This window comes from bacterium (genome assembly GCA_016786595.1).
Classification (GTDB): Bacteria; Bdellovibrionota_C; UBA2361; order SZUA-149; family JAEUWB01; genus JAEUWB01.
In genome coordinates this window covers 32,454-58,277 of record JAEUWB010000053.1, presented here as the reverse complement: position 1 = coordinate 58,277, position 25,824 = coordinate 32,454, and the positions used below count along the sequence as shown (strand labels likewise).

Below are 25,824 nucleotides of genomic sequence, written 5' to 3'. Positions count from 1 at the left end.
AATGGCGGAACAAATTGACCTATCACTAGTAGTCGCTTGCTACAATGAGAAGTTAGTTCTGGAACGTAATATTGCGCGTATTAAGCAGGTGCTCGATCGTACAAACTATAATTATGAAATTATCTTTGTCGATGATTGTAGTAAAGATAATACACGTGAAATTATTCAACGTCTTTGCGCGGAAGATTCGCGCTTACGCTATTTATTTCATGAAAAAAATGCTGGACGCGGCCGGACTGTTACCGATGGCGTTAAGATTGCAAAAGGCAAGGTCGCAGGCTTTGTCGATATCGACTTAGCTACTGCTGCATGGTACATCCCGGAGATAGTTTCGCGCGTCCTTTCCGGTGTTGATATGTGCATGGCCTGGCGAATCTACAAAGTCAGCCCCAGGATTTCACATCGCTGGATCTTAAGCCGCGGTTATCACTTTCTGGTGCACTATTTTCTTGAACTGGGTGATCTAGACACGGAAACTGGCTTTAAATTTTTTAACCGTGAGAAAATTATTCCCGTGCTCGAGGCAATCAAGGACCCACATTGGTTTTGGGACACTGAGATATGCGCTCGCGCCAAGTATGCAGGACTGAAAATCGATCAAGTTCCTACATTGTATTTACGTGACCATACCACAGGGACGACAGTGAAAATACTAAAAGACAGTCTGGTTTACTTTAAGAATCTAATGGCTTTCCGATCTGAAGCTGCTCAACTTAAGCAGGCATGGAAAAGTCGTCAATGAAAGTTGGCCTTTTTAGTTTTCATCTTGAATACGCAATTTCAGGTGAAACCCAAAGTATTAGAAATTTGTCAGCGTTGTTGCAAAAGCAGGGTTTGGCTATAACTCTGGGTGATTCACTGCAAAAGACGGGCTCCGAAATCGACTCTCACAAAGAGCGACTTTTTTTTAAAATCAAGAATTTATTAAATATTCCTCAACGCGTGGCACAAAATGCTAAGAATTTAGATTTAATTCAATTGCATTTACCCTCACCAGCATTTTCATTTTTAGCTGAGCGCTTAGTCAAGCTCGTAAATATTCCTGTTGTTGTCTTTTTCGATGGAGTTTTGCTTGACCAGTCCAGCTTAAGCTTAATTAAGCATTGTTTTAAAGATCCGGCTTTTTTTGGCCCGCGCATGCTGATTAATAATCGATATTTTGCACGTAAGAAGTCGAGCCGTGCAAACACTGTTAAGGCTTATATTGTTGCTGCTGAAACTCAAAAAAGTGAATTAATTTCTCTGGGCTATGCCGAACGGGAAGTTCATGTGATTTCTAATTTGTGTCGCCCAATGACTTATCTTGACCCTAAAGAATTTTATCATGCACATGCTATCCCGGATAACGCAAAGCTCATTGGGAACCTTGGGCATTTTTTCTATGTTAAGGGTGTTGACCAACTTGTCTCAGCCTTGAAGTATTTGCCGGATGATTACTATCTTTGCCTCGCACATAGTGGCCTTGGCTCTCGTGAGCAGCTTGAAGCTTCAATTCCTGGTGAACTAAAACGGCGCGTACGCATACTTGGAGAAGTAAATGTTTCTGCATTTATGTCAGCGTTAAGTGTATTAGTGATGCCGTACCGTGCAAGTTTTGGAACGGTAATGTTTCCCAATACAATTCTTGAGGCGATTAGTTTAGGTCTTCCAGTAATTGCCTCGGATTTTCCGTGCTATCGAGAACTTTTGGGAGGAGGTGAGCGGGGCATATTATGGGAGCGAGGCGGGGTGTATAGTTTAGCTCGCGAAATTGTAGAATTATGTGAGAATCAAAGTAGATTAACTTCGATGAAGCACTCGCAGCGAGAATATTACGAAAAAAGACTTTCGCCAAAAGCTATTGGCGAGGCATATTTAAAGCTCTATCAGAGTTTAGTCATATGCCGATGACCTTAGCAGAAAAGCAAGAATATTACTCCTTACCTGACGTAGTTCAGCGCTATGAATATTTGCGCTTTGGCGGAGCCGGTGGTCAGTATGTAGATCAACGTGAGTGTGAAATTTGTGTGCGCTTACTCGGTGATGCTAAATTAATTCTTGATGTTCCTTCGGGGACAGGTCGACTGACTAAGCGCTTATTGGATCGGCCAAGCAATGCGGCAAAGGTGATTGCCGGTGACTATTCATTGCCAATGTTACTATTTTCGAAGTCTGCAGGTCGAATCAATCATGCTACCCGCTTAAATGCCTTTCAATTGCCATTTCCAGATAATTCATTAGATGCAGTTGTGACTTTGCGTTTTCTTTTTCATATTGAGAGTCTCGAACCATTTTTTAAGGAAGTGTATCGGGTCTTAAAGCCCGGCGGTAGTTTAGTTGGCAATACTGCGACGTGGAGTCCAAAATCAATTCCTGGAGTGTCAAGATTTTGCGGAGGAGATGTCTATCTGCATGCCCCACGACAAGTTGTTGAGGTGGCCCAGAAGATTGGCTATCAAATTGAAGTCGAGGAGGGTGCGTTTCTCTTTACTCCGTTAATCTATCGTTACTTACCGAGGTTAGTTATTAATGCATTATTCTGGCTCGAAAGTATTGTTCCCCAGCGGGCGAGAGTTAATATGTACTGGAAACTGACTAAATAGTGAAGAATTCCCAGGCTGGAATTACTTGAATTAGACCCTCTGGAAGTTTTATTTCTTCACGCTCATCCATGCTAACTATTTGCTCATGTTTGATCGATAACTCTCTCATTGCAGATTGCAAGCCTCTTAATTCTCTACGCCTAGTGGCTTCATTTTTAAGACTTTCGCAAACTTGAATTAACTTATATTTATTACTAATCTCGGCTACTAAATCTACTTCATAATTAGCTTTGCTTTTATAATAGAAAATGTTTTTTGTTTTTCTCCTAAGTTCCAGGAAGACTGCATTTTCTAACAATAACTCTTTATTCTCTGAAAATGCTACGTTCAGGGCAGATGTTAATCCATTATCGATACTGTATATTTTTCTTGGATTTACTTGTCTGCGGGAGTATGAAGGGGACAATAATTGTACCGAAAATAATGCATAACAATCTTCTGCCCAGTCGATGTAGTCCGAGATTTCATCCTTCCTAACTTTTAATCCGAGAGAAGCAATTTTTGCAACAAGCTTATTTACTGTGTAAAATGAGGACGTTTGACTGAAAAGAGTTTTAAATGTTTCACTTACAGCTTGTGGGTTGTTAGGATTGTAGCGGTCAAAAATGTCACGATACAGCAAAACACTAAAATATTCCTGCAGTACGGGAATCTGTTTATTTTTTGTTTCGAATAGTATTTCTGGAAAGCCACCCTCCTTGGTGTATTTCCTAAAACGGCTCAATATCTTTGCTTGCTCATTAGTATTCGCATTTTTAAATTTAATATTTTCAGCAGACAGTATTTCTTTAAAACTAAATGGGAACATTTCGATACTGTGATCTACCCCGCATTGAGGTAGCGATTTCCTTGCTTAATAGTTTTGCTGAAGAGCCGCTGATATAAACATAATAATCTTTGGTGCGGAGTAAGCGGTTGACAAAAGGCTCCCAGCCATTAACGACTTGAATTTCATCTAGAAAAAAAGTGCAGTTCACTATCTGGTGCTAGCTCTGGTTTAGTGGCAGAATGAGAATTGTTAGTTGATTCTCTCAAAAAAGCGGCATTGATGAGAGTAATTTTAAAATCGATAAAACTGTTGAACAATTATGGCAAAGTCGAGTCGACCTGAGTATTTAAACTGTATCAGATTGATTACTGTTGTGATTTAAATGCATCTGAGAAGTAACGAATTATGAATGGTAAAGACAAACGACGTGAATCAACTGGAGACGTGCGTTCGTTTTACGACAATTTTTGGACTGCGCATGCAAATGATGAGCAATTTGAAAATGATCTAAATCGAGTGCGTGGTGATTTGTTAAGTGATGCTCGTGAGCGAGTGCGTAAGTATGAAGAGTTTGGACCGCTGCTTGTAATTGGATGTGGGCCAGGATCTGAGTTAGGTCGCTTCAGTGACGCGCGATGCAAAATTGTTGCAGTAGATATTTCGCTTGAAGGTCTTAAACGCGCGCGCAAGGCATTTCCGAATGCCTTTTTCGTATTAGCTGACGCGCATTGCTTGCCGTTTAGAGACGATGCCTTTGGTGTAAGTTACCAGTCATTAGTGCTGATGCATATGCGCGCTGCTGAGCAAATTAAAGAACTTTTACGAGTGATTAAACAAGCAGGGGCTGCGATAATCGTTGAACCATTAAAACATCATCCAGTGGCAATCCTATATCGTTTACTTGGCTCAAAGTTTTCCCAGACATCTCCTAATTACCTCTCAATGTCGCAACTTAATAGTGTATTATCGAAATGTAATAAATCTAAAGTGACAGCCTATTATTTTCTTACTCCTTTTCTGCTTCCATTGTTATTTGCACGTCTTACTCGAGGCATTTTATTTTTCCTTCTTCTGCCGTTACGCAAGCTCGATCTTGCATTAATGAGAACTGTACCGCGGGCCGAGCTTGTTGCCTGGATGGCGTTAGTCGAAGCAAAATCATAATGACTGCTAGTTTTTCTAAAAAGCAGTTTTTAGGTTTTTTAATATTTCTAAGTATTGCCGTACTGATGCGCTGGAATACATTCACAGCACCACTAGAACGCGATGAAGGTGAGTATGCCTATGGCGCCTGGATTATGACCAAAGGCATGCTGCCTTACGTTGATACATTTCTGCAAAAGCCACCAATGATTATCCACATTTATCGCTTTGGAATGATGCTTAGCGACCACCCCATTTTACCATTTCGACTGTTGGCTTTTTTATCATCCATTATCACTTCGCTACTTGTCGCAAAGATTGCAGCCAAATTCACTGGAAAAGAATATTTTTGGGTCGGTGCGTATTTCAACTTTGGTCTATTGTCTCTTCCTAGCTTCTTTGCATTCGTTGCCAATACAGAAATTTTTATGATTTTACCTCTCACTCTTGCATTGGAGCGATATTATTTTGCTCGCAAAAGTGATTCACTGCAGTCGGCGATTTTTGGCGCACTATTAGCGATTGCGCTTTTTACTAAACCGATATGCATGCCAGCAACAGTCCTATTGGTATTGTGCTGGGCCTATCAGGTTCAATTTAATTTGGCAGTTACCCGTTTATTCTTTGTTGTTCTTGGAGGCGCGGCTGCTATGTTGATGATCCTCGCGCCTTTTCTTAGTGTAGATGCTATATATGCTATGTATGATTCCGTTGTTAGATTTAATCGCCTATATATTCAATTTTTTGAACCCTGGGCTGCTTTAGATGTGAATATGAGGGAGTCAAGTGTTCTTGTGTTTTTCTTGATACTCGGATTTTATGGGCAGCTTAAATCTAAAAACCATATTTTACCACTTTGTTTGTTAACTCTTTCAATTTTGGTTATGCGGTGGTCGGTATTCCCACATTACGCGATCATGCTAGTTCCATATATAGCTCTCATCGCAAGCATAGGTCTTGCCTATTTATTGGCTAATATTTATACATCACATTCAACTCGAGACCGGATAGCAGTTCTAGCTGTAATTTTCACTTTTAGTATTTCCCCGAGTTTGCAATATATATTACTTAAGCCCGAACTATATTCTTGGTTCATATACAACGAGTCGAATAATAATTTTACAGGTGCAAAAAAAATAGGTGAGCGCTTAAATGAGTTAACTACTCAGAATGATCGTATATTAGTTGCAGGGCTAGAACCTGAGATTTTATGGTATGCTAAACGGCTTAGCTCTTCACGCTACATCATTCAAGCACCGCTTGCTTTAAAAACATCCGAAACGAAGCGATATGTAGAAGAATTTAAAAGTGAACTTAGTTCAAATCCACCAAAGTATATAGCAATTGCACTTGCTGAGAACTCCTATTTCTACAGGAGTATTACCGATGCATTCGACGAATATTCAAGTATCATAATGAATGAAATTTCTTCTCATTATCAATTAGTTGGTGGCGTCAACGGCTTAAATTATGATGCGGAATTTCTCTCTGAACTTAATTTTAATGTAAGCAGAAAAAGAGACCCTGCAATCTACCTATTCGGCTTGAAAAGGTAATTATAATTTTCTATGCGAGAGAATATTTTAACATGTGTCTTAATATTTACGTATTTCGTGTTTTGGGCTCTGGTCAAGCCACCTTTTCAGGCGCCGGATGAATATGCTCATTATGTACGTTATCTAAGCATTAAGTCTGGTTTGTATGTTTTACCGGGACTCCCTGTTCAAAACATTGAGCTTAAGGTTAATGCTGTTATTAAATTGTATAACGATCCTGTTTTAGAAAGAATTACAGGCCGAGACTATGTGCAAGAACAAAAGCTTAATGATACTGAGCTTGAGTACTTACTTAATATTAAAAGTGAATCGGCTATTAGGGCGCAATCATACACAACCACCGCTGCTGCCTACCCGGCAATTTATTATTTATTGCTACACTATTGTGAAAATATTACTAGCAATTTCATTGCGCCGCAAAGCGAATACTCTATTTTTCTGTTACTTCGCATCCTGACTTGTTTTCTAGCAGCATGTTTGTGGATCCTTGTTAAAATAAACTTAACACAGGTGGGGCTAAGTAATTACCTACTTACATGGTTACTGCTGAACCCAATGGTGCCGTTTTTATCATCGAGCATTAATCCGGATTCAATTTTAATACCCTGCGGACTGCTGGTAATGATTTACTCTTACAAATACCATTGTCGTGGTTCTCTAGCTGCTGGCATGTGGTTTTGTACTTTAATTTGCAATCTGATTAAACCAGCTGCTTTAGTGCTCTATCCGACTTTGATTTTACTCGAAGGAATATATTTCAAACATAAGACAAGGCCTGCAATCTATCAAAGCGCAGGGATAGGAGGTGTAAGTCTTTTAGTTTTATACTTTTTGCGTTTGAAGTGGTCACCTCCGATTTTGCAGTTTCACGGAGCAAAACCAGCTGACGTGTCAATGTTTGAATACGTTTCTTTATTATGGACTCGCTTGCCCGATTTTCTCTCAGGTTATTGGGGCGCATTAGGTTGGATGCAATTTGGACTACAAATTTATTTTTATTGGGTTGCCACAATTTTTGCTTGTTTCGGAATTATTCTTACCTTTATGCGGCCGCGATGTTTAGATCAGTATATGTTCAGCAAATTTTCTTGCATTTACTTTTTTTTATATATAGCATTTACAATCGGAGTTGATTACTATTGGTATGATGTTGTGGGGAGTCAGTTTCAGGGGCGATATGCTTTACCTGCAGCCTTAGGCCTTGCAATTTGTATGAACTGTAGATCTCATAGATATCAATTTACATTTATATCTTATTTAATACTTTTAAATTTTCTATTATTAAATGCCTCTGTTAATTTCTATTTTAGTTCTAGCTGGGGTGCTATTGGGTTGATCGTAAAAAATATTTTTATTTAAAATTATTTTTTCAGCCCAAGTGGCAGTAAGAGAAAAGTTCTGATGATTGACCATCCATCGTGCATGACGCGGATATGGGATACTCTAGATTTATGCAAATGGTCGTATTTAATTGTAACTGGGACTTCTTTAATTCTAAGTTTCAACTTGCAAGCATAGTAATGTAAATAGTATTCGAGCTCATAGCGATCGAGCCATGATTGTGAAATATGAACTGAGGCGTGCATCAAAAAGGACAGGCGGTATGCACGATATCCACATGTAATATCGGTAAATTTTCTACGCAAAATTATACTAGCAATGTTTGAAAAAATTGGGATAGTTATCTTTCGAAAAAGTGGTAACCCGGGACTACTTCCACCTGGGATAAAACGACTGCCGGTCGTATAATCTGCTTGATTCGTTAAAATCGGGTCAACTAAGTCTTTGATAAATTCGGGAGGTGACTTCCCATTGCCAGAAACCAGCGCAATGTAACTGTAGTCATGCTTTAATGCATACTCCAATCCTGTGCGAATTGCTGCGCCAACGCCCTGATTATGGGTGTGCGAGATGAATTGTAGCCCACTTTTTCGGATTATTTCGACTGAGCCATCAGTTGATCCATCATCAACAATTAATATTGTTTCTGGGCGTCTAAGCGCAATGCATGAATTTATGACTTTCTCGATTTCAATACATTGATTATAACATGTAATGATTATTAAGCCCTTTTCTTCTGATATTTTATTTTGATTAACCATCTAGTAAATTTTCACCAATTGCTAAATCGCAGTCTGCTTCAACTAATATAACCCCGTCTCTGGAGCTTATTAAGTGATAGTTCTGATGCTTTAATATGACTTGACCAGGTTGCTTGTGAATGTAGTAATTTTTGAAAGTAACTTTCTGTCCGTTGTTACGAAGACAATAAGCACCGGGATAAGGTGGCAGCAAGGCTCTAATTTTGGAGAAAATTTTACGAGTTGAATCAGACCATGAAATATTTCCGTCTTCAGGCTTGCGTAATGGAGCGTAGCTGGCTTCTTTCGGATCTTGCTTGAAGCTTTCAGGTAAACCTCCTGTGCTGTCAATTAGTCTAATGATTTGCTTAAGTAATTGAGCTCCGATGTTGAGAGCAGTTGCTCTGATAGTATTAATATTATCATTGTCATCGATTAAAAAGCGTTTCTGTAGAAAAATCTCTCCTTCATCGAATCGGCTAGATAATTTATGAATACTGACTCCAGTTTCTAATTCATCATTAATTAAAGCCCAGTTTAGTGGATGGCGACCTCGATATTTAGGAAGCAAACTTGCATGAATATTAATTCCTCCATGCCGAGCAAGTTCATAGACTGATGCTGGAATTAAAGATCCAAACGCAGAGCTAACTACTAGATCATATTTGGTTTTTTTTAGCCGCTCTTGGATCTGAGCGAAACTACCATCAAAAATAAGCATCTCAGTATTGACTCTTAGTTTTGATGGGATATTTGGCATTCTTGTGGATGTAATGACTAGTAAATCACTCACATTGAGACAGGCGTCAATAGCTTCAATTGCCACCACGCCAGTATCGCCTGAACAAAATAGTGCTATTTTCATTTTAGCTGCTTAACGTATGTGGTTCTTCTGAAACCTTGCGCACCGGTTCCTTCTTTAAAAAAGATCAAACTGCGACTGGGCTCCATCAAATTATCTGACTGTGTATTCATTGAAACGCCAAAATCGAGCCAATTATAGCCCGACTCTTTTGCCCAAACCATAGCTTCGAGAAACAGTCTATTAACTGCGCGTAGCTGTTGGTATCTATAGTAATGCGCGATATAAAATGCCAAAACCGCCTCAGTGTTGCAACTAAATAAAACAAGTGCTGCAATATTATTGTTCAATGAATCATAGGCATTGAGCAGTTTTATTTCCATTGGGAATAGTTGATGTAATTTGACTAATTCTTCTAACGTGTGAGTAGGATGTGCATCAAATTTTGATTTGTTTTCGAGAAGCATTGGATAGAAGCTGTCCCAATCATCTGAAAAATTTACTCTTATTTCAGAATTAAAAGATTTCTTAATTGCTCGATAGTGTGCATCTGAGATGAGTTGATCTATGTCTTCACGAGAGGTGAAGCGCGATAAATCTGCGGCGTGAGTGATTAAGCTTACGGTCGGGATGTAGCCTTTATAATGTAAGAGAAATTCTTCAACTTGATTATAGTTCTTTTGATAAAATAAAGGTGGGGGGGTTAGCCTTATCTCTAACCAATCCATTTGTCTTGCATAGTCTTCTAGGCAATCAAAAATTTTTTCATATTCAATCAATGAAAGGTCGCGGCAAATTAATGAGCCATAGCTTGCACCTAAGCATGAAATATATTTACCATCTTTCTCGACGCCAGTAAGGATCGCTTTGATGTTGCCGTTGTGATCAGTAAATTTTAGATTATGAAATTCAAAGCGGTCAGTGGGGTGATAGCTTAGAAATTTTAGTTTATGAAAAATTGTTCCATTATTTGACTGATCAACAAACTCATCCCAGAACGAATTATTTAGCGAATTAACACGTTCGACTCTTACTTCTAATAAGGTATTCATTTTTTAAAGTTACGCATGCAGCATTGATATTTATAAATAATAAACACATAGATCGATATAACAAGCCAACATAAATTATGATGCTCTTGTGGTTGCTGTGTGATAACATAAAATAAGTAAACTTGAATTAGTAGAATTAAAATACTTTGGAACCTAGTTTTGTTATTGTTTTCCAGCCAGCGTACAGCAAGCGGCGCAATTATCGCATAATCAAATACCCATGCTAGAGGAGCATTGGTTATTACTAAAAATAGGATCAGAGAGAACGTTTTAATATTATTTTCTAGTCTAGCAGTGTAATAATTAAATATTATTAGTAATAGTCCGCATATAAAAGGAATAATTGGATATATTCGCTGTAAATATACGTCACAGATTTCAGGGATGATACTGCGCATATAACTAACTAGGGTTAAGCTAAGCCAAGCTTTGGGATGTGGAACTAGAGCAATTGCCGTAGCTGAATTGATTGCCTGATTCCAGGCCTGAAGTAATTCAATCATGTGCGTGCAAATTATAAGTAACATTAGGAGCAATATTAATCCTGTACGGGCAACTATGGCTTTATCTCCATGAAAAAACTCTTTCCAAAAAATAAATATTGCTAGTGGAATGCAAAAATGAGGTTTAAGGCTTAGGAAAAGAATGCCGACAGCAATTAAGATTGAAATACGGGAGATTAGTCCACGATAAATGCAGGCTGCACCAAGTGCCAAAAAAGATCCGAGTTGGCCGACAAACATTGAATGCCAAAATGGTGCAAATAAAAGTGATAGCAATAACGCATCTTTGTCATTCGAATATAAACGCACAGCGATTAGATAAATTAAAAAATTAACAATCAACCAAAGTATTGCCGCAGTACTAAAGCTCAGCGATAAAATTGGGCTAAAAAGCGTTAAAATCCAAGGTGGGTTCCACATCATTAGCGGTACGTCGATACTCGGATCCACAAGCCTCTGGGTCGCTTGCATGACATACGGATCGTACGGATTTAGACCAGCCGCATACGCATGCCAGGCCGACCAATACTCAATAAAATCATTCGTGCCATATTCTCCATACACAAGTTGGCCGTCACTTAATGCTTGCGTCAATGGAACAATTTGCGTCCAAATTACAGTGCAAATACAAAAAGCTATTGAGAGCCAATAGGTTAGCTGAAGAGCTCTGTCCCTGATATCGGACATAGAATTATTTTTTTTATGGTCTTGAATATTGCACCCCAGCAAGCGTCAGAACACTCGATTGCAGGAAAATGAAAGTTAAAATCCTACAGTCACACTAGCTCGAACCATCCACACTCCAAACCCCGGTGCTTAAAACACCGGGGTTTTTTATTACACTCACATTTTGCGTAAGTTTTAAAAATTGCACAAGGTCCGCATTTGAATTAGTACATATAAAAAGCGACTTCTGAACGAAAATAGCAATAGCCTTTTATGGGCACAATCAGTGTTTAATTATTAAGTATGCACTAAATCCGTATGAGAACTTTACTGCAAATCATTTTATTCTTGATCTTCGCTTCGTGCTCGCAAAATAAATCTCCTGCAATTACAAAAGTCGAACTCGTTCCACAAGATAAACCAATTGCCTACGTAGAGCGAGGACCGATGAAGGTTTATGTCCAGGCAAATGGTCGTGATGTTAAAGATTTCGATAATAAACTAGTTGATTACTTCTCACTCACGAAGAAAGCCGTTCAATCGTTTCAGCAAAATAGTAAGCTAAAACTTGAAACAGAACTCGATCGCGAAAAGAAAATCATGGGTCTGAGGATTAGAGAAGTAGGGGATAATCCACTCGGTTTAAAAACAGGCGATATCATACTCGCCGTAGGTAAAGATAAAGTTAGCGATCCCAAACACTTTGAAGTCTTTTATGAAGATCTGCTGCGTAGTGGTAAAGAAACGATTTCTCTGGAAAGACGCTACAGGCCAAGAAAGTTTTTTTATAATATTGAATAAGTCTGAGACTGTCCGCGTTGAATTAATCAATCGGTAGACGTGTCAAATTGGGTCGTGAAAAAGGCTTGGCATCCCAGAACACATACATATTTCCACCTGGGTCTTTAGTTACGAAAGCAGTGCCACGTTCATTGGTGATCAGATTTGATAAGCCGGGTGCAGGAAGTTCTTGAGACGCCGCTAAAAGAGTATTCGTAATTAACTCTCGCACCTCACCGATGTCTTTCTTCGCAAAGCGCTTGGCTAATAATTGATGCAATTTCTTGATTGAAGTCTTGATCCTATAGACAAGAATAACAGGCTTAGCGCTTGCGTTTAACAGTAGGCGCCGCTTGTCAGGGCCCAAAAATGCCTTTAGCTCAGCATGCTTTGTGATGATTTCTTCAAAATCCAAAATCTGAGATAAAAATTCTGCTGTTTGTGAAAAATCGCTAGCGGCAATCACGATTCCGTCATACCGAACGACAAAACGGTCATAAATCGAACGCTGCTCGGACTGCCCCGACCAGATCATTGCGCCAATGACAATTGCTGTGTAAAAGAAGACTGTCAGTGGTATTTTCCACTGTGAATTTATTTTTTTTATATTCGATGACGTTACGACTTCGTTTTCTTGCAATTCTCGGGATCCTTATAAGCCTCGTACTGTTATGGGAACATAACCAAGTTAAATATGGCTTGTCTTCAGGTAATCTATCATTCTGCCATTTAAATGAAATAGTCGATTGTTCCGCAATAGCAAAGAGCCAATATTCAGAGATTTTTGGCATTCCAAATCCTGTGCTCGCAGTCGTTACGTATATTTTTATTTTACTTGGTCTGCAGCGCTATCGTGCGGATACTCAAAGGCAATTTAACTTTGCTTGCTTTTGGAGTTACCTACTCATTTTCGCGACAGTGGTTTTTGCTATAATTTCATTCGTAATCATCAAAAAAATCTGCATTTTCTGTACATTTATCTATGTTGTTAATCTTACCTTCGCGGCTGTTGTCATCAAATGGAAAAGGGAAAATCTACAAGTTGAGAGGCCCAGGCTAAGTGAACTGCTGATCACAGGCTTATCAGCTGTCGAAGCAAAAACGACTTTTCTCTCAGTAATTGCTTCAATTATCTTCGGAATAATCTGCGTAGGTTCGCTAACGTATTTTTCAAATCAACTCGCCTTAGCATATGTCGATATAAATAGTCATAAAGAGCTGCATGATAGCCGCTTAGCTCTTGAGCATTGGTTGAATACGCCTCCGAGTCAAGAATTAAAAATCGACGATCAACGTGATTTTTATAAAGGTGACGTAGATGCGCCAGTTGAAATTGTAATGTTTAGCGACTTTGAATGTCCTGGATGTAGAAAACTTTCTGGTTTTTTTGATGACCTGATTGAAGAATATAAAACTAAAGTAAAATTTATTTATAAGAATTTTCCCTTACATCAAGAGTGTAATCCAAATCTGACAACGCTAATGCATCCGCAGGCGTGCTACTTTGCTGAGCTAGCACGATGTGCAGGACGTGAAAGGCCCGACTATTTCTGGGAAATTTATGCTGCGATCATTGCAGATAGTGTGAATGAAAATAACGCCACTCAGGTATTGTCTAGTATCGGAGCAAATCCCACTCAAGTTTTAAAGTGCGTGAATGACCACGAGGAGATTCAGCAGGTCATTAGCGATGCTAAGCTTGGTGGCGATATTGGGGTGAACTCAACACCGACAGTGTTTATTAATAAAATTAAGATCGAGATTCCTTTTACGCCAGAAAGCATTAAGTTGATTGTTGATAGCCTAGCTAAATCTAAGCGCTAGAAGTGATCAGCAAACCACTCGATCATTCGTGCTTTAACTTTAGTAAAGAGCGACTGATCGTGACTTATTTTCAAGGCTTCATATTCGCCTTCTTGAGCACCGTAAAGCACTAGCCCCACGCCAGTTGCATAAGCTGGTGAATTGACCACATCAATCAATCCGCCCACGCCCGTTGGCGATCCTTTGCGCACTGGGATATTGAGGATCTGTTCAGCGAGTTCAGCAGTGCCTTCAAGTAAAGAACTTCCACCACAAATTACTACCCCGCCTGATAATAATTCATCTAGGCCAGAACGTAGCAGTTCACGGTGAGTTAAAGTGAAAATCTCCTCGGCGCGTGGTTGGATGATTTCAGCTAGAGCTTGGCGAGTCATGCTGCGCGGTTCACGGCCACCAGTTAAAGGCACGTCAACCATTTCACCATTGGCAACTAGTGAAGCAAGTGCACAGCCGTATTTTTTCTTAATCGCCTCTGCTGATGAAGTTGGAGTTCTTAACCCTGCAGCGATATCAGCGGTTAAATGGTTGCCGCCAATAGGTAGTACTGCAGTGTGTTTCACTGCGCCGTCGTGAAAGATCGTGATATCGGTTGTGCCACCACCAATATCAATCATCGCAACGCCAAGTTCTTTCTCTTCAGGTGAAAGCACAGCTTCTGCTGATGCAAGCGGCTCGAGCACAATGTCTAATACATTCAAACCAACTCGATTTGCGCACTTTACAATATTTTGCGCACTAGAAACGGAACCCGTGACGATATGCACTTTAGCTTCAAGGCGCACTCCAGCCATGCCGATCGGATCACGAATGCCATCCTGATCGTCCACTATATATTCTTGTGGGAGGATATGTAAAACTTCTCTGTCCGGTGGGATCGGAATCGCGCGCGCTGCATCAATTACGCGCTCGACATCTTTTGGTGTGACTTCCTTGTTTTTGACAGCAACAATTCCGTGACTATTAAAACTCTTGATGTGACTGCCGGCAATGCCAGCATAGACGCTAGAAATTTGGCAGCCCGCCATAATTTGCGCTTCTTCAACTGCACGCCTAATTGAATTAACGGTGGCCTCAATGTTAATCACAACTCCCTTACGAAGTCCTGTTGAGGGATGTGTGCCCACACCTATGATATCGAGTTTGCTCTCAGACTTACTAGAGCTAGTACGCTCGGCTACTACAACGGCAATTTTGGTTGTTCCAATGTCTAAGCCGACAACAATGTTAGATTTTTGAGCCACGGTCCTCCACAATACAGCTAATTTAGACCTCAAAATACTTAAGCCAGATAGTAGCGTGAGCAGGCTCAGTCGCTAATACTTGGAACAAGAATAAAGGCACAAATATACTGTAAAAGTATATCTATCAAGATATTTATTTAAATTAGTTGAACTAAACATAAAACTTTGCTAGTAAAACCATGTAATTTTTATTTGAACATGGATATTCTGAAGAAATACAGGATATTACATGTAAATTAACAAATATTGCTTAGGGAATTTACAATGGGAAAAAGCAGTAAACGTCGTAAACGCAGGCAAAATGCAAATTTGGGGCTTAATTTTTCAAATTCTAGTTCTCCAAGCGGCGGGTCAGTTGAAAATTTTTCTGAGAATTCTGCCCCAGACACTTTTTCTCCCAACGATAAAGATCTATTATCTGACACCGCCGAAGTTTGCACTTCAAGTGTGGAAAATTTAGCGCGCACAGAAATGGAATTTGCAAATCCAGTAACTGAATTTGCAAGTTATGAATCAACCGAGCAGGAATTTAGTTTCGAGAAGAATCAAACAATAGACAACCTAAAAGAGGAGCAAGTAGTACCTATGTCTGAAAATAAAAATAACTCCACTTCAACCATTGAGACAAAAACAAACGAGGCAAAACAGGGTGAAGTAAAACTTGCTCAGACAATTCATGTCTCCGGCACGTCAACGCCGACACGCTCGCCATTCAGTAATTTTGCTGATGATGGACGCGACTATAGTAATGATCCACTCGGTGCGCGCATTAAGGTTATCGGTATTGGTGGCGCAGGCGGTAATGCCGTTAATAATATGATCAAACTTGGCTTGAAGGGTGTAGAATTTATTGCTGCGAACACTGATGCGCAAGCTTTGAAGTCATCTAGCGCTGAATCAAAGCTACAACTCGGATTGGCCTTAACTAAGGGCTTGGGTGCAGGTGCAAATCCACTCGTTGGAGAAGGCGCAGCCAAGGAAAGCATTGAAGACATTAAGCAGGCCCTTGCTGGAGCAGACATGGTGTTTGTCACAGCTGGAATGGGCGGTGGAACTGGCGGTGGTGGAGCTCATGTCGTCGCGCAAATCGCTAAAGAAATGGGAGCACTGACTGTTGGTGTAGTAACTAAACCGTTTCTTTTTGAAGGCAAACGCCGCATGACTAATGCTGACGCTGGCATTGAAGCGCTCAAGCGCGAAGTTGATACATTGATTACCATTCCTAACCAACGCTTACTCTCGATTGCCGGACGCAATACAACTTTGTTGGATACATTCCGCATGGCGGACAATGTGCTCTATCAAGCGGTGCGCGGTATTTCAGATCTGATTTTATTTGAAGGTCTTGTTAACGTTGACTTTGCTGACGTTAAGGCTGTGATGAGTGAAATGGGTATGGCGATGATGGGAACTGGCGAAGGTCATGGTGAGAACCGTGCCGTTGAAGCCGCAGAAAAAGCAGTATCTAGTCCATTGCTTGAAGATATTTCAATCCATGGTGCTAAGGGCGTGCTCATTAATGTGACTGCAGGTCCAGATGTAACGCTGCAAGAAATCAACGAAGCTGCACAATTAATTCACAGCGAAGCACATGATGACGCAAACATCATTTGGGGTATGGTGATTGACCCAGAGCTTAAAGATGTTGTGCGCGTGACTGTAATTGCCACTGGTTTTGGTGATGTCGCTCAGCGCCGTCCATCAATTCCTACTGCAAGCGTAACTCCTCGATTAGATACACGTGCAGGTGAGCGCGATTTAGATGTGCCGACTTTTGTACGTCAACAGCGCGAAAATTTCGACGAAATGATGAAGCGTAAGCGGATGCAAGCACAAGCTATGCCTAGTGGAGAAGAAGATGAAAAATACGAAATTCCTACTTTTCTACGCCGACAAGTTGACTAGTCGAGACGATTGATAACCTGTTAGTAAGGCTCCTTGTCGTAAAAAAACAGGGGGCCTTCATTTTTAATCAGCCATTAAAGAATTGATATGATCGCGCAAAAAATTATTGCAGTAGCAAGTGGTAAGGGCGGGGTTGGCAAGTCTACTATTGCTGTGAACTTGGCTGTGGCGCTAGCGAATTTCGAAAAGCTTCGAGTTGGTCTCCTAGATATTGATTTCTATGGACCAAGTATCCCGACAATGATGGGTGGTGGAGAAATTCAGGCAAATCATGAGGGCAAGTTTATTCCGCCGTTAAAGCACGGTGTGAAATATATGTCGCTGGCGTTTTTTCTTAAAAATCCCGATGACGCGGTTGTTTGGCGCGGTCCGATGTTTGGTAAGGCGATTCAGCAATTACTTCAAGATGTGGAATGGGGTGGCATTGACGTACTGGTAGTTGATATGCCCCCAGGTACAGGTGATGCTCAGCTTTCGATGTCTCAACTCGTAAAAATGTCTGGCGTGGTGATGATAACTACTCCTCAGGAAGTCTCTCTTGTCGATGTGCGTCGTGCGATTAATATGTTTGCAAAAGTAGATGTGCCGGTGTTGGGCATAATCGAAAATATGGCCGGATTAAAGCTTCCTAACGGTGAAGTTCTAGAAGTTTTTGGAAGCGGCGGCGGCAAGGAACTTGCTGCGCAATATCATACGCCATTTTTTGGATCACTACCGCTAGAAATTGCAGTGCGCGAGAACTCTGATTCAGGCAGGCCCTTTGTCTTGCAGGATAGTTCTGAGGCGGCGCTTAAAATGCGTGAAGTAAGCAAAATTGTTTTAGCTACGCTAGAAAATCAAGCTCGACCCCAGGTTGAAATTGTAAATTAAATGATTAAATCTGAAGAAAAAGAATGGACAGCCCCAGATCTTGGATTTGGTAACGATGCTCCAAAGCGTAGTGAAGCACGCTTGTTGAATATTGACGGGACATTCAACGTAAAACGCACGGGACTATCTTTTTTTCGTAACCAGACACTTTATCAGTATTGCATTCGCATTAGTTGGGCGAAATTTCTCGGACTAATTTTACTTGTTTATCTTGCTTTAAATTTAGTTTTTGGCTCTGCCTATTTTCTCTTAGGGAAAGACGGCCTGAATGGATTAAAAAGCCCAACTATAATTGGTCATTTCCTGGAATGCTTTTTCTTTAGTGTGCAAACACTGGCAACAATCGGCTACGGTCAAATTGGGCCAAATAACCTCACGGCGAACTTTATTGTCACTTTCGAAGCAATCACCGGACTGATGACCGTGGCGCTGGCAACAGGGTTATTCTTTGCGCGATTTTCTCGACCAACTGCGCAGCTTTTGTATAGCAAGAACGCGTTAATTTCCCCCTATCGTTCAGGTTATTCACTGCAATTTAGAGTTGCCAATGAACGCAATAGCCAACTCTTGCATTTATCAGCGCGAGTATTAGTTTCGCGGCGAGAAAAAGTAGGAAATGATCGCGTCCGAAGATTTCATGAATTAAAGCTTGAGCGTGACCAGGTCTTATTTTTGCCACTAAACTGGAATATTGTGCATATCATTGATGAAACGAGCCCACTTTATAAAGTTACTGAGCGAGAATTACTTGAATCTGAGGCAGAATTTTTAGTGCTCATTAACGGCATGGATGATTCGTATTCCCAGACTGTATATTCACGCACCTCCTACTTGGCAGAAGATCTCGTTTGGAACGCGCGCTTCTCTAATATGCTGTCTTATGCTGATGATGGGACGGTGTATCTCAACCTAGAAAAAATTAGCGATTATACGTCAACATCATCCTAGCTCGATAAGGCTAGGGAAGTAAGGATTCAGCGATCTTCAATAAGGTCTCACGCTCGTTTAGTGTTGGGTCATCTAACACTTTCTCATGCAGCGCTCGCAAAATTTCTCCGATTCTTGGTCCAAAAGGAACGCCAAGCTCGAGTAAATCTCCACCACGAAGCGCGAGCGCAGAAAGAGGGGAGACGCTTGGCTCTTTTTGAACTTGCAACATATTTTCGTCAAATTCAGCAAGCATCGCTGACACTTCTGCTTGGGTAAAATTACAAGAACGTAAATCAGCCTCCTTCAGAGCGCGCCAGGTTTTGTAATGGTCACCCGTGTCACGTAAAATCCGGCGTAGTCCAGGCGCCTTACAATCCAGTGGTCGCATGTGCGTCTCGACAAGATTACTTACCGTTTCGATTTCATGGTTAGAGAAACGAAGGCGAGTAAGAATTTCCTTGACGCGACTGGCGCCGACATATTCATGTCTATAAAAATGCCTTTCACCGTCTATGCCAATGCTTAAGGTCTCTGGTTTGGAAATATCATGAAAGAGTGCTGCAAGGCGCAAGATTATTTCTGGCTCCGTACGCGCAACAACTTCAAGTGTATGGTAAAAGACATCGGCCTTGTGAAATTTATTTTGTTCACAACCGCGCATCGCTTCAATTTCTGGAAAAAGTAAGGCAAGCACGCGAGCCTCGGCAAGGAGTTCGAGTCCATGGTTAGGGCGATCGGAAATTAAGATTCTTGAGAATTCATCTCTGATGCGTTCAATGCTAACTGTTTTCAGAGAATCGACTAGTTTAATCGCCGCATGCCAAGTTAAACTATCAAGTGTAAAGCCGTTCTTGCAGGCAAAGCGTACCGCGCGCATAATTCTTAATGGGTCTTCCTCGAAACGCTTAAGCGGATTGCCGACAGCGCGAATAATTTTACCAGCGAGATCTTCCTGCCCACTTGCTGGGTCAGTGAGTTTACCTGTCCACGGGTCGAGGGCGATTGCGTTAATAGTAAAATCTCTAAGTAAAAGATCTTCTTCTAAGCTACGGGTCGGGCCGCGAAATGTTGTTATTTCTACTGGCGGAAGTCCTGGGTAGGGTAAGACTGTCAAGGTTTCATGCTTGAGTCCTGTTTGATAAGTTTGAATTTGAGCTGAACTTAAGCATGATTCTAACTCGCCAACAGATAAGGCGGAGGCAAAATCTAAATCACGTGAGCCAAGATGTTGTAGGGCATCTCTTACGCAGCCTCCGACGAGTGAAAGCTTGGAGCTAGACCCGAGCACCAGCGCTAATTTGGCTGTGCGGGGATCTTCAATAAGTTTGCCGATAAAGTATTTAATTTTTGTTTCCACGAGTGCGCTTATATACATGGAAATTCAATTAAAACCAAGTAAATGCACCAAATAAGAGATTGCCGTAGAGAGAATTGGCATATTCCTCTAGCCAACAATAGTATTAAGACGATATTATCTATAAGTATCACGAGAATTATGATTTTAAGATCTGCGCAACCAACTAATCAATCTGGATTTACGATTATTGAGTTGATGATGGTTGTAGCTTGTATTGGAATTTTATCTACAGTCGCTGTTACTCATTTCCAAGAATATAAAGAGAAGGTCTATGACCATCAGGCACGAATGCAAATTAGAAATTTGATCATTGCCGAAGAAGGTCACTACGTTGCAAATCAATCCTATCCTGGATCAACAGGTAAGGAAGATAATATACCCACTAGCATGGCATACTTAGCAGATGTAGCTGAAGTTCCAGGAATTAGCTATGGGTTTAGTAATAGCGCCGAGATTGGTGGTGGCGCGCAAGATGGATTTATTTTGGCGGCATGTCACCCAAAGAGTAAAAAAGTATTCTGGTTTTCATCTAATACTATTCCAGCTTCTTTGCCACTAGTCGGACCAAGAGGTGTGATTTTTGGTAAAAGCGCCACATGTCCTACGAGTGAAATGGGGGGATATGTTAAAAGTGGTGGCGCTGGATAGCTAGTATGGCCATTAAGATAAAGATGGCAGCCTAGGTTACTCTCATCTTAATCGGATTGAATGCACATCGGATGATGCATTCAATGAGTCGAATGATCCCCAATTATTATAATATAGTATTTGCTTTACAAAAGTTAAGATCAAATTCTAGATCTAGGGTATGACCACCTTATCTGCTGCGGTGCTGCTATTTTTTGTGATCGACCCACTAGGGAATATCCCGCTTTTTATGACCTCATTAAAAAAAGTGGAGGTCTCAAGGCAAAAGCAAGTTGTATTACGCGAATTAATCATTGCTCTATTTGTTTTAATGAGTTTCTTGTTCTTGGGGCAGTATTTCTTGCAGCTACTGCATCTTTCAGAGACCGCGTTAACAACCTCGGGTGGGATAATTTTAATGATTATTGCTATCCGTATGATTTTCCCTAGCCACGATAAGTCTCTGAGAGAAGACTTTGACGATGAGCCATTTATTGTGCCGCTAGCAATTCCCTATGTGGCTGGACCTTCTGCGATGGCAACATCGCTACTGCTTATGAGTAAAGATCCTTCACGTTGGCTGGATTGGACTACCGCGCTTTTTCTTGCTTGGCTAATGGCTGCAATTATTATTTACTTTTCTGGGTATTTCACTCGCTACTTAGGCGAGAAGGGTTTAATCGCGATTGAACGTTTAATGGGCATGCTTTTGATCACAGTTGCCGTGCAAATGCTTTTAACAGGCATTGCAGAATTCATTAGAACAATAATGCTTAAATAGCTTCGATCGCGATAGTTGTATGATTTTAGAGTTAGATTCGTCTATATTGCTCTTCACTAGTGCTGTAAATGTTTTACAGTAAGAAACTTTAAATTTAGGAAGGACGACTATGAACAAAATAACGACTACTACTGCTGCTTTGGCATCTGCAGCATTGATGGGCTTAATGATCGGCTGTACGCCAGCTGCCAAATCAAATTCTGGAGCTGCGACAGCTCCAGCTGCTACGGATAAAGCAAGCTGTAAAGGTATGAACGGCTGTTGCGGAAAAAATTCTTGCGACGGAAAGTCTTGCGGTACTGACACTTGTAAGTGCGATGGGAAGAAAGGAGATAAAGCATCTTGTAGTGCTAAAGCAAGTTGCGGCAAAGATAGCTGCGGTGGTGCTGCCGATAAAGCATCTTGCAAAGCAAAAGCTGGATGCGCTGCAAAGAAATAATTAAGCTCTAGTTTTAAAACTGCGAGGCTGATTCTTGATTGATTAGCCTCGCTCATCTCTACAAAAAAAAATGCCTGCAAATCGTCATAATGGGTTTACCGAACTAGGTGTCGGGCTGGGGTTACGAATTCCGCATTATGATCATATTCTCGAGAAAAAGCCTGTTTGTGGTTGGTTTGAGATTATTTCTGAGAATTACATGGTCAAAGGCGGAAGACCTTTGGCTGTGCTTGATAAAATTCTCGAGCACTATCAAGTCGTCCAGCACGGCGTTTCCCTATATTTCGGATCAACCGATCGTTACGACAGAACTCACCTAAGTCAACTTAAAGCACTGGTGCGGCGGACCAATACTAAATTTTTATCAGATCATCTCTGCTGGGGCAGTATCGACGGAACTTACACTCACGATTTATTGCCCTTGCCCTACACATTTTCGGCTGTCAAAAACACAGTCGAGCGAATTAAGTACATTAGAGATTTTCTCGAAGTTCCAATTTGCGTTGAAAATGTAAGTTCTTATGCTGAGTTTAATGAATCGCAAATGACAGAGTGGGAATTTCTGCAAGAAGTAGCTGAGAAAGCTGATTGTGGGATTTTACTCGACGTAAACAACATTTATGTTTCATCTAAGAATCATGAATTTAATGTTTTGGACTATTTAAACGGCTTAGATTTAAGCCGCGTTGGGCAAATTCATCTGGCTGGTCACAGAGATTTTGGTAGCTATTTACTTGATACGCATGACCAACCGGTCTGTGATCCAGTTTGGGAATTGTATGCCGAGTTAATTCGTAGAATCGGACCAACGAACACTTTACTCGAATGGGATGCAAATATTCCAACGTTCGAAGAGGTATATCAAGAGGCTTCAAAGGCAGAGAAATTTCTGCAGTCCTCTTTAAAAAGCGTAGCCTTAAAAGATGCTCACGTCGAAGCTGGGGCAGAATGAAAGAGGTAGCAAGCAAAGAATCTTCTCAACTTAGAGATTTGCAACGCGCGTTTGCAAGTTTTGTTTTTGAAGAATTGACGGACCAGCAAAGAATAAAACCTACAGATAGCGCTGGTCAGAATACTGCTGAGCTTGCAGCTTCACTGGTTAAACCGAATTCTAGACTAACAAGTCTAGAGCGGGTTGAGATTTATAATCGCCAGTATTGGTTTAGATTAATCGACTGCATTTATGAAGACTTCCCAGGAGTGCATGCACTCTTAGGAGATGATTCGTTTTACCAAACAGTGATTGATTATTTAAAGATTTATCCTTCTCGGTCATATTCATTGCGTGATTTAGGGATAAACTTCTCGGCGTTTCTTTTAGCAAATTGCGATAGCCGTGAAATCTTTACTGCTGCCGCTCAGCTTGCAAGTCTTGAATGGGCCCAGATTGTTGCTTTTGATGCTGCGCATCACGAGCCGCTCCAGCAAACTGACCTAGTAAATCAAGATATTTCTGCATTGACTTTAAACTTACAGCCGCACATTACATTACTGCGCCTAGATTATCCTTTTGACGATTTTGTTCTTGCCTTGAGAAATGGCAGACTGGATCAGATTACGAAATCGTATTCTGAGGCAAGCACGGGGCAGCTTGAAGCTACTGCAGTCACTCAGCGTATGCTTCCTGAAAGAGAAGACGTTTATCTAGCGGTGCACAGGGTAGAGTTTACGGTTTACTATAAGCGACTTCGAGATTATGAATTTCGAATTCTCTCTGAAATTCGTGACCATAAAGTAATCAGTCAAATCTTTGCCAGTCCTGAATTATCTGCGATTGACCCAGTTAGTGTGCAGTCTTCATTTGCAGAATGGCAAAGTCTGGGGTGGTTTTATCAAGAAAAGAACATAAGCTGACAGATATTGGGGATTCATTTCTGCATATTTGAATTTGTTAGAGATGAATCTTGCTCTGAATAACCTGAGAAGAGTTGGAAAAATGTTAATGAGTAATGCTCTGCCACGTCATCACCAACCTGTCATCTTGAGCGAGCAATGTATTCATTCGATAGAATGACTACAAGCGCAGTCGAAAGATCTCCAAGTAAATTGCATGCCTGATTTGTTAAATTTCCAGGTGGATTCCTTTCGAGATCTTTCGACTCATTTTGTGCTCACTGACGTTCACACAAAATTCGCTCAAGATGACAGTTGCGGGATCACAGCATCATTGGTCACGCCCCGGGGCGTGACGGGTTCGATCCCGACATGGCTCAAATGGAATAAATTCGGTTTTCTTTTGCTTACTTTTCTTTTTTCGTGAAAAGAAAAGTAAGTGGAGCCAGTAAGTTCGAGCTGAAGCTCGAACCGGGATCACAGCATCGTTAGTCACGCCCCGGGGCGTGACGGGTTCGATCCCGACTGGCTGGAAAAGTAAGTGGGAATTTATAAGATGAATGGAGCCAGTCGGGATCGAACCGACGACCTCCTGCGTGCAAGGCAGGCGCTCTCCCAGCTGAGCTATGACCCCATAATTGGAAACCAATGCTATCTATGTCTTTCAGCAAACTCTAGCAAGCTAGAGTTACTCATGACATTCGACTGGCTTTATTGGCTCGCGACAAGCGAGCCAATATTTAACGAGTCAAATGGTGGGCCTGGGAAGACTTGAACTTCCGACCTCACGCTTATCAGGCGTGCACTCTAACCAACTGAGCTACAGGCCCAAACAGTGTGAAAACTCTGATAGCAACACATTGATTTGGGACGTGGAAAATTATGTTTTAAAGGTCCCAATGTCAACTTTTTTCAAGATTTCCAGGATTTTACGCCCGAAAGTGTAAAATTTCCTTGTCAAATACTGGGTGATCTGAGGTAAAATGTAGCTATTAGGGAAGGGGGAAAGAACTTCGAGTTAACTCTGCTACTCAATTCTAGTTATGAACCGCTTAAGGTTATTCATTGGCAGCGTGCCCTGACGCTTAGTTTTCTTGGAAAAGCTGAAGTAGTTGAAGAATATGACCGCAAAATTCATGCGGTGTCGTTATCGATTAAAATGCCCGCTGTGATTAGATTGCTAAAATATGTGACCTTAAGTCGCCGGCGACCACCTCTTACGAAAATGAATATCTTGGCGCGTGATAATTTTCGCTGCCAATATTGTCACAGCACTTTGAATTACCGTTCTGCCACATTGGACCATGTAGTTCCTCGTTCACAAGGCGGATCGACCAATTGGTCAAATATTGTCTCAGCATGTGCAGATTGCAATCGAAAAAAGGGAAGTCGCACCCCGCAGGAAGCGCATATGATGTTGGCGCGAAGACCAGTGCAACCAGAGTGGTTGCCGCTAATCAGCTTTAAGCTTAATCACCGTTTGCCTGAGGCTTGGTTGTTGTTTTTGCCTGTTTAGTACGCGACGCTTCGCTGCAAGGAATCAAATTTAAAACTTAACTATGCCTGGACTTTGCTTGTCCTGCTTTTGCGCGGCAAGATATTGTTTGTAAACATATTCTGCGCTGATTGCGGCCTCAAGCTTTTCTAGCTCTGGGTATGCAATTTTTGGATTTTTAATTTTGTCGTAAAGCGCAAGCGTTGTTTGTCCAACTGTTGGCGCATAATTCATTGCCTGCGAATGGATTTGATTGGCAATAACTGGTACATAGTCACAAGCAGTTTTCAGCAAGGGGTGTTTAATTTCAAGAAATCTATGTTCAGCCGCATGTAGCACTGCGACTGCAGTCAAGGCATAGAATCCCCAATGAATTATTGTGCGGATCATAAACAACGTGAGTCCAAACATATAATACCAGGCTCCTTGTTCTGCATGAGCGATATCAGAATTGGCTTTCTTAAGCTCAATTCGTGTGCTTCTAGTATAACTATCGGTTAGATGAAGCAAGAACTTGCGTGAAAAATTGATGCAATATGTATACACGTGGCTTATATAGAGTTAAGTCGTTGTAATTGTATGCGATTA

Annotated in this window: 27 protein-coding genes and 2 tRNA genes; 16 read left to right on the top strand and 13 right to left on the bottom strand. The window is 41.1% G+C overall.

What is annotated here, in order from left to right:
- Position 1 precedes the first annotated feature (1 nt).
- Genes JNK13_08825 through JNK13_08815 form a run of 3 tightly spaced genes read left to right on the top strand, consistent with a single transcriptional unit; the run spans position 2 to position 2,582 of the window.
- Entirely contained in the window at positions 2-742 is a 741-nt protein-coding gene (locus tag JNK13_08825; GenBank protein ID MBL7662838.1) for a glycosyltransferase, read from the top strand.
- Positions 724-1,890, top strand: coding sequence for a glycosyltransferase family 4 protein (locus JNK13_08820; GenBank protein ID MBL7662837.1), 1,167 nt, complete (start codon positions 724-726; stop codon positions 1,888-1,890). The genes JNK13_08825 and JNK13_08820 overlap by 19 nt, the downstream gene beginning before the upstream one ends.
- Positions 1,881-2,582 carry a methyltransferase domain-containing protein gene (locus JNK13_08815; protein ID MBL7662836.1) on the top strand — a complete coding sequence of 234 codons (702 nt, stop codon included), beginning with the start codon at positions 1,881-1,883 and terminating at the stop codon, positions 2,580-2,582. Before JNK13_08820 ends, JNK13_08815 begins: the two co-directional genes overlap by 10 nt.
- On the opposite strand, the gene JNK13_08810 is transcribed toward JNK13_08815, so the two are convergent.
- Complete coding sequence (locus tag JNK13_08810; protein ID MBL7662835.1) at positions 2,575-3,390, bottom strand: ATP-binding protein; 816 nt, start codon at positions 3,388-3,390, stop codon at positions 2,575-2,577. The genes JNK13_08815 and JNK13_08810 overlap by 8 nt on opposite strands.
- On the bottom strand, positions 3,377-3,559 hold the full coding sequence (locus JNK13_08805; GenBank protein ID MBL7662834.1) for an AAA family ATPase: 183 nt from the start codon (positions 3,557-3,559) through the stop codon (positions 3,377-3,379). Before JNK13_08805 ends, JNK13_08810 begins: the two co-directional genes overlap by 14 nt.
- Positions 3,560-3,756: 197 nt before the next feature.
- Between JNK13_08805 and JNK13_08800 the strand changes: the two genes are divergently transcribed.
- From JNK13_08800 to JNK13_08790, 3 genes are read left to right on the top strand one after another with little or no spacing between them, the layout of a single operon-like run.
- Positions 3,757-4,515 carry a class I SAM-dependent methyltransferase gene (locus JNK13_08800; GenBank protein ID MBL7662833.1) on the top strand — a complete coding sequence of 253 codons (759 nt, stop codon included), beginning with the start codon at positions 3,757-3,759 and terminating at the stop codon, positions 4,513-4,515.
- On the top strand, positions 4,515-6,050 hold the full coding sequence (locus JNK13_08795; GenBank protein ID MBL7662832.1) for a glycosyltransferase family 39 protein: 1,536 nt from the start codon (positions 4,515-4,517) through the stop codon (positions 6,048-6,050). Before JNK13_08800 ends, JNK13_08795 begins: the two co-directional genes overlap by 1 nt.
- 12 nt (positions 6,051-6,062) lie before the next feature.
- Positions 6,063-7,409 carry a DUF2142 domain-containing protein gene (locus JNK13_08790; GenBank protein MBL7662831.1) on the top strand — a complete coding sequence of 449 codons (1,347 nt, stop codon included), beginning with the start codon at positions 6,063-6,065 and terminating at the stop codon, positions 7,407-7,409.
- 2 nt (positions 7,410-7,411) lie between these two features.
- Here the strand turns inward: JNK13_08790 and JNK13_08785 are convergent, their stop codons facing one another.
- From JNK13_08785 to JNK13_08770, 4 genes are read right to left on the bottom strand one after another with little or no spacing between them, the layout of a single operon-like run.
- Positions 7,412-8,152: a glycosyltransferase family 2 protein gene (locus JNK13_08785; GenBank protein ID MBL7662830.1), complete on the bottom strand. Its 741-nt coding sequence runs from the start codon at positions 8,150-8,152 to the stop codon at positions 7,412-7,414.
- Entirely contained in the window at positions 8,145-8,996 is an 852-nt protein-coding gene (locus tag JNK13_08780; GenBank protein MBL7662829.1) for a hypothetical protein, read from the bottom strand. Before JNK13_08780 ends, JNK13_08785 begins: the two co-directional genes overlap by 8 nt.
- Complete coding sequence (locus JNK13_08775; protein MBL7662828.1) at positions 8,993-9,985, bottom strand: hypothetical protein; 993 nt, start codon at positions 9,983-9,985, stop codon at positions 8,993-8,995. Before JNK13_08775 ends, JNK13_08780 begins: the two co-directional genes overlap by 4 nt.
- Positions 9,982-11,175, bottom strand: a complete 1,194-nt coding sequence (locus JNK13_08770; protein ID MBL7662827.1) for a DUF2029 domain-containing protein — start codon at positions 11,173-11,175, stop codon at positions 9,982-9,984. Before JNK13_08770 ends, JNK13_08775 begins: the two co-directional genes overlap by 4 nt.
- 297 nt (positions 11,176-11,472) lie before the next feature.
- On the opposite strand from JNK13_08770, the gene JNK13_08765 reads away from it, so the two are divergent.
- Positions 11,473-11,955: a hypothetical protein gene (locus JNK13_08765; GenBank protein ID MBL7662826.1), complete on the top strand. Its 483-nt coding sequence runs from the start codon at positions 11,473-11,475 to the stop codon at positions 11,953-11,955.
- A gap of 22 nt (positions 11,956-11,977) precedes the next feature.
- Here the strand turns inward: JNK13_08765 and JNK13_08760 are convergent, their stop codons facing one another.
- Complete coding sequence (locus JNK13_08760; protein ID MBL7662825.1) at positions 11,978-12,574, bottom strand: hypothetical protein; 597 nt, start codon at positions 12,572-12,574, stop codon at positions 11,978-11,980.
- On the opposite strand from JNK13_08760, the gene JNK13_08755 reads away from it, so the two are divergent.
- On the top strand, positions 12,547-13,758 hold the full coding sequence (locus JNK13_08755; GenBank protein ID MBL7662824.1) for a thioredoxin domain-containing protein: 1,212 nt from the start codon (positions 12,547-12,549) through the stop codon (positions 13,756-13,758). The two genes, JNK13_08760 and JNK13_08755, sit on opposite strands and share 28 nt — an antisense overlap.
- On the opposite strand, the gene ftsA is transcribed toward JNK13_08755, so the two are convergent.
- Positions 13,755-14,999, bottom strand: a complete 1,245-nt coding sequence (ftsA, locus tag JNK13_08750) for a cell division protein FtsA (protein ID MBL7662823.1) — start codon at positions 14,997-14,999, stop codon at positions 13,755-13,757. The genes JNK13_08755 and ftsA overlap by 4 nt on opposite strands.
- A gap of 585 nt (positions 15,000-15,584) precedes the next feature.
- On the opposite strand from ftsA, the gene ftsZ reads away from it, so the two are divergent.
- From ftsZ to JNK13_08735, 3 genes are all read left to right on the top strand, one after another.
- Positions 15,585-16,904: a cell division protein FtsZ gene (ftsZ, locus tag JNK13_08745; GenBank protein MBL7662822.1), complete on the top strand. Its 1,320-nt coding sequence runs from the start codon at positions 15,585-15,587 to the stop codon at positions 16,902-16,904.
- An 87-nt stretch (positions 16,905-16,991) separates the two neighbouring features.
- On the top strand, positions 16,992-17,774 hold the full coding sequence (locus JNK13_08740) for an Mrp/NBP35 family ATP-binding protein (protein ID MBL7662821.1): 783 nt from the start codon (positions 16,992-16,994) through the stop codon (positions 17,772-17,774).
- Positions 17,775-18,722: a hypothetical protein gene (locus JNK13_08735; GenBank protein MBL7662820.1), complete on the top strand. Its 948-nt coding sequence runs from the start codon at positions 17,775-17,777 to the stop codon at positions 18,720-18,722. It begins immediately after the preceding gene.
- A 10-nt stretch (positions 18,723-18,732) separates the two neighbouring features.
- Here JNK13_08735 and JNK13_08730 read toward each other — a convergent pair whose 3' ends face one another.
- Complete coding sequence (locus JNK13_08730; protein ID MBL7662819.1) at positions 18,733-20,061, bottom strand: HD domain-containing protein; 1,329 nt, start codon at positions 20,059-20,061, stop codon at positions 18,733-18,735.
- Positions 20,062-20,199: 138 nt separating this feature from the next.
- On the opposite strand from JNK13_08730, the gene JNK13_08725 reads away from it, so the two are divergent.
- Together JNK13_08725 and JNK13_08720 are read left to right on the top strand one after the other, a co-directional pair.
- Entirely contained in the window at positions 20,200-20,709 is a 510-nt protein-coding gene (locus tag JNK13_08725; GenBank protein ID MBL7662818.1) for a prepilin-type N-terminal cleavage/methylation domain-containing protein, read from the top strand.
- Between the two features lie 160 nt (positions 20,710-20,869).
- Positions 20,870-21,469 carry an NAAT family transporter gene (locus JNK13_08720; protein ID MBL7662817.1) on the top strand — a complete coding sequence of 200 codons (600 nt, stop codon included), beginning with the start codon at positions 20,870-20,872 and terminating at the stop codon, positions 21,467-21,469.
- On the opposite strand, the gene JNK13_08715 is transcribed toward JNK13_08720, so the two are convergent.
- Positions 21,425-21,988, bottom strand: coding sequence for a hypothetical protein (locus JNK13_08715; protein ID MBL7662816.1), 564 nt, complete (start codon positions 21,986-21,988; stop codon positions 21,425-21,427). The two genes, JNK13_08720 and JNK13_08715, sit on opposite strands and share 45 nt — an antisense overlap.
- Between JNK13_08715 and JNK13_08710 the strand changes: the two genes are divergently transcribed.
- A complete protein-coding gene (locus JNK13_08710) occupies positions 21,979-22,860 on the top strand; it encodes a DUF692 domain-containing protein (protein MBL7662815.1) in 882 nt (293 codons plus the stop codon). The two genes, JNK13_08715 and JNK13_08710, sit on opposite strands and share 10 nt — an antisense overlap.
- A complete protein-coding gene (locus JNK13_08705; protein MBL7662814.1) occupies positions 22,857-23,762 on the top strand; it encodes a putative DNA-binding domain-containing protein in 906 nt (301 codons plus the stop codon). Before JNK13_08710 ends, JNK13_08705 begins: the two co-directional genes overlap by 4 nt.
- Positions 23,763-24,302: 540 nt before the next feature.
- Here the strand turns inward: JNK13_08705 and JNK13_08700 are convergent.
- A tRNA-Ala gene (locus tag JNK13_08700) sits at positions 24,303-24,375 on the bottom strand.
- 119 nt (positions 24,376-24,494) lie between these two features.
- Positions 24,495-24,571: transfer RNA gene (locus tag JNK13_08695), tRNA-Ile, on the bottom strand.
- Positions 24,572-24,732: 161 nt separating this feature from the next.
- Between JNK13_08695 and JNK13_08690 the strand changes: the two genes are divergently transcribed.
- On the top strand, positions 24,733-25,257 hold the full coding sequence (locus JNK13_08690; protein MBL7662813.1) for an HNH endonuclease: 525 nt from the start codon (positions 24,733-24,735) through the stop codon (positions 25,255-25,257).
- A gap of 30 nt (positions 25,258-25,287) precedes the next feature.
- Here JNK13_08690 and JNK13_08685 read toward each other — a convergent pair whose 3' ends face one another.
- Positions 25,288-25,647 (bottom strand): hypothetical protein, encoded by a 360-nt coding sequence (locus JNK13_08685; protein MBL7662812.1) that lies wholly within the window; start codon positions 25,645-25,647, stop codon positions 25,288-25,290.
- Positions 25,648-25,824: the final 177 nt, after the last annotated feature.

Excerpts from the sequence above, each read along its gene's own strand:
- JNK13_08710 (MBL7662815.1), top strand. The coding sequence starts at position 21,979 with ATGCCTGCAAATCGTCATAATGGGTTTACCGAACTAGGTGTCGGGCTG.
- ftsZ (MBL7662822.1), top strand. The coding sequence starts at position 15,585 with ATGTCTGAAAATAAAAATAACTCCACTTCAACCATTGAGACAAAAACA.
- JNK13_08785 (MBL7662830.1), bottom strand. The coding sequence starts at position 8,152 with ATGGTTAATCAAAATAAAATATCAGAAGAAAAGGGCTTAATAATCATT.
- JNK13_08725 (MBL7662818.1), top strand. The coding sequence starts at position 20,200 with ATGATTTTAAGATCTGCGCAACCAACTAATCAATCTGGATTTACGATT.
- JNK13_08800 (MBL7662833.1), top strand. The coding sequence starts at position 3,757 with ATGAATGGTAAAGACAAACGACGTGAATCAACTGGAGACGTGCGTTCG.
- JNK13_08720 (MBL7662817.1), top strand. The coding sequence starts at position 20,870 with ATGACCACCTTATCTGCTGCGGTGCTGCTATTTTTTGTGATCGACCCA.
- JNK13_08685 (MBL7662812.1), bottom strand. The coding sequence starts at position 25,647 with ATGTTTGGACTCACGTTGTTTATGATCCGCACAATAATTCATTGGGGA.
- JNK13_08770 (MBL7662827.1), bottom strand. The coding sequence starts at position 11,175 with ATGTCCGATATCAGGGACAGAGCTCTTCAGCTAACCTATTGGCTCTCA.
- JNK13_08705 (MBL7662814.1), top strand. The coding sequence starts at position 22,857 with ATGAAAGAGGTAGCAAGCAAAGAATCTTCTCAACTTAGAGATTTGCAA.
- JNK13_08790 (MBL7662831.1), top strand. The coding sequence starts at position 6,063 with ATGCGAGAGAATATTTTAACATGTGTCTTAATATTTACGTATTTCGTG.
- JNK13_08740 (MBL7662821.1), top strand. The coding sequence starts at position 16,992 with ATGATCGCGCAAAAAATTATTGCAGTAGCAAGTGGTAAGGGCGGGGTT.
- JNK13_08820 (MBL7662837.1), top strand. The coding sequence starts at position 724 with ATGGAAAAGTCGTCAATGAAAGTTGGCCTTTTTAGTTTTCATCTTGAA.
- JNK13_08780 (MBL7662829.1), bottom strand. The coding sequence starts at position 8,996 with ATGAAAATAGCACTATTTTGTTCAGGCGATACTGGCGTGGTGGCAATT.
- JNK13_08755 (MBL7662824.1), top strand. The coding sequence starts at position 12,547 with ATGACGTTACGACTTCGTTTTCTTGCAATTCTCGGGATCCTTATAAGC.
- JNK13_08765 (MBL7662826.1), top strand. The coding sequence starts at position 11,473 with ATGAGAACTTTACTGCAAATCATTTTATTCTTGATCTTCGCTTCGTGC.
- JNK13_08810 (MBL7662835.1), bottom strand. The coding sequence starts at position 3,390 with ATGTTCCCATTTAGTTTTAAAGAAATACTGTCTGCTGAAAATATTAAA.
- JNK13_08735 (MBL7662820.1), top strand. The coding sequence starts at position 17,775 with ATGATTAAATCTGAAGAAAAAGAATGGACAGCCCCAGATCTTGGATTT.
- JNK13_08815 (MBL7662836.1), top strand. The coding sequence starts at position 1,881 with ATGCCGATGACCTTAGCAGAAAAGCAAGAATATTACTCCTTACCTGAC.
- JNK13_08795 (MBL7662832.1), top strand. The coding sequence starts at position 4,515 with ATGACTGCTAGTTTTTCTAAAAAGCAGTTTTTAGGTTTTTTAATATTT.
- JNK13_08775 (MBL7662828.1), bottom strand. The coding sequence starts at position 9,985 with ATGAATACCTTATTAGAAGTAAGAGTCGAACGTGTTAATTCGCTAAAT.
- JNK13_08825 (MBL7662838.1), top strand. The coding sequence starts at position 2 with ATGGCGGAACAAATTGACCTATCACTAGTAGTCGCTTGCTACAATGAG.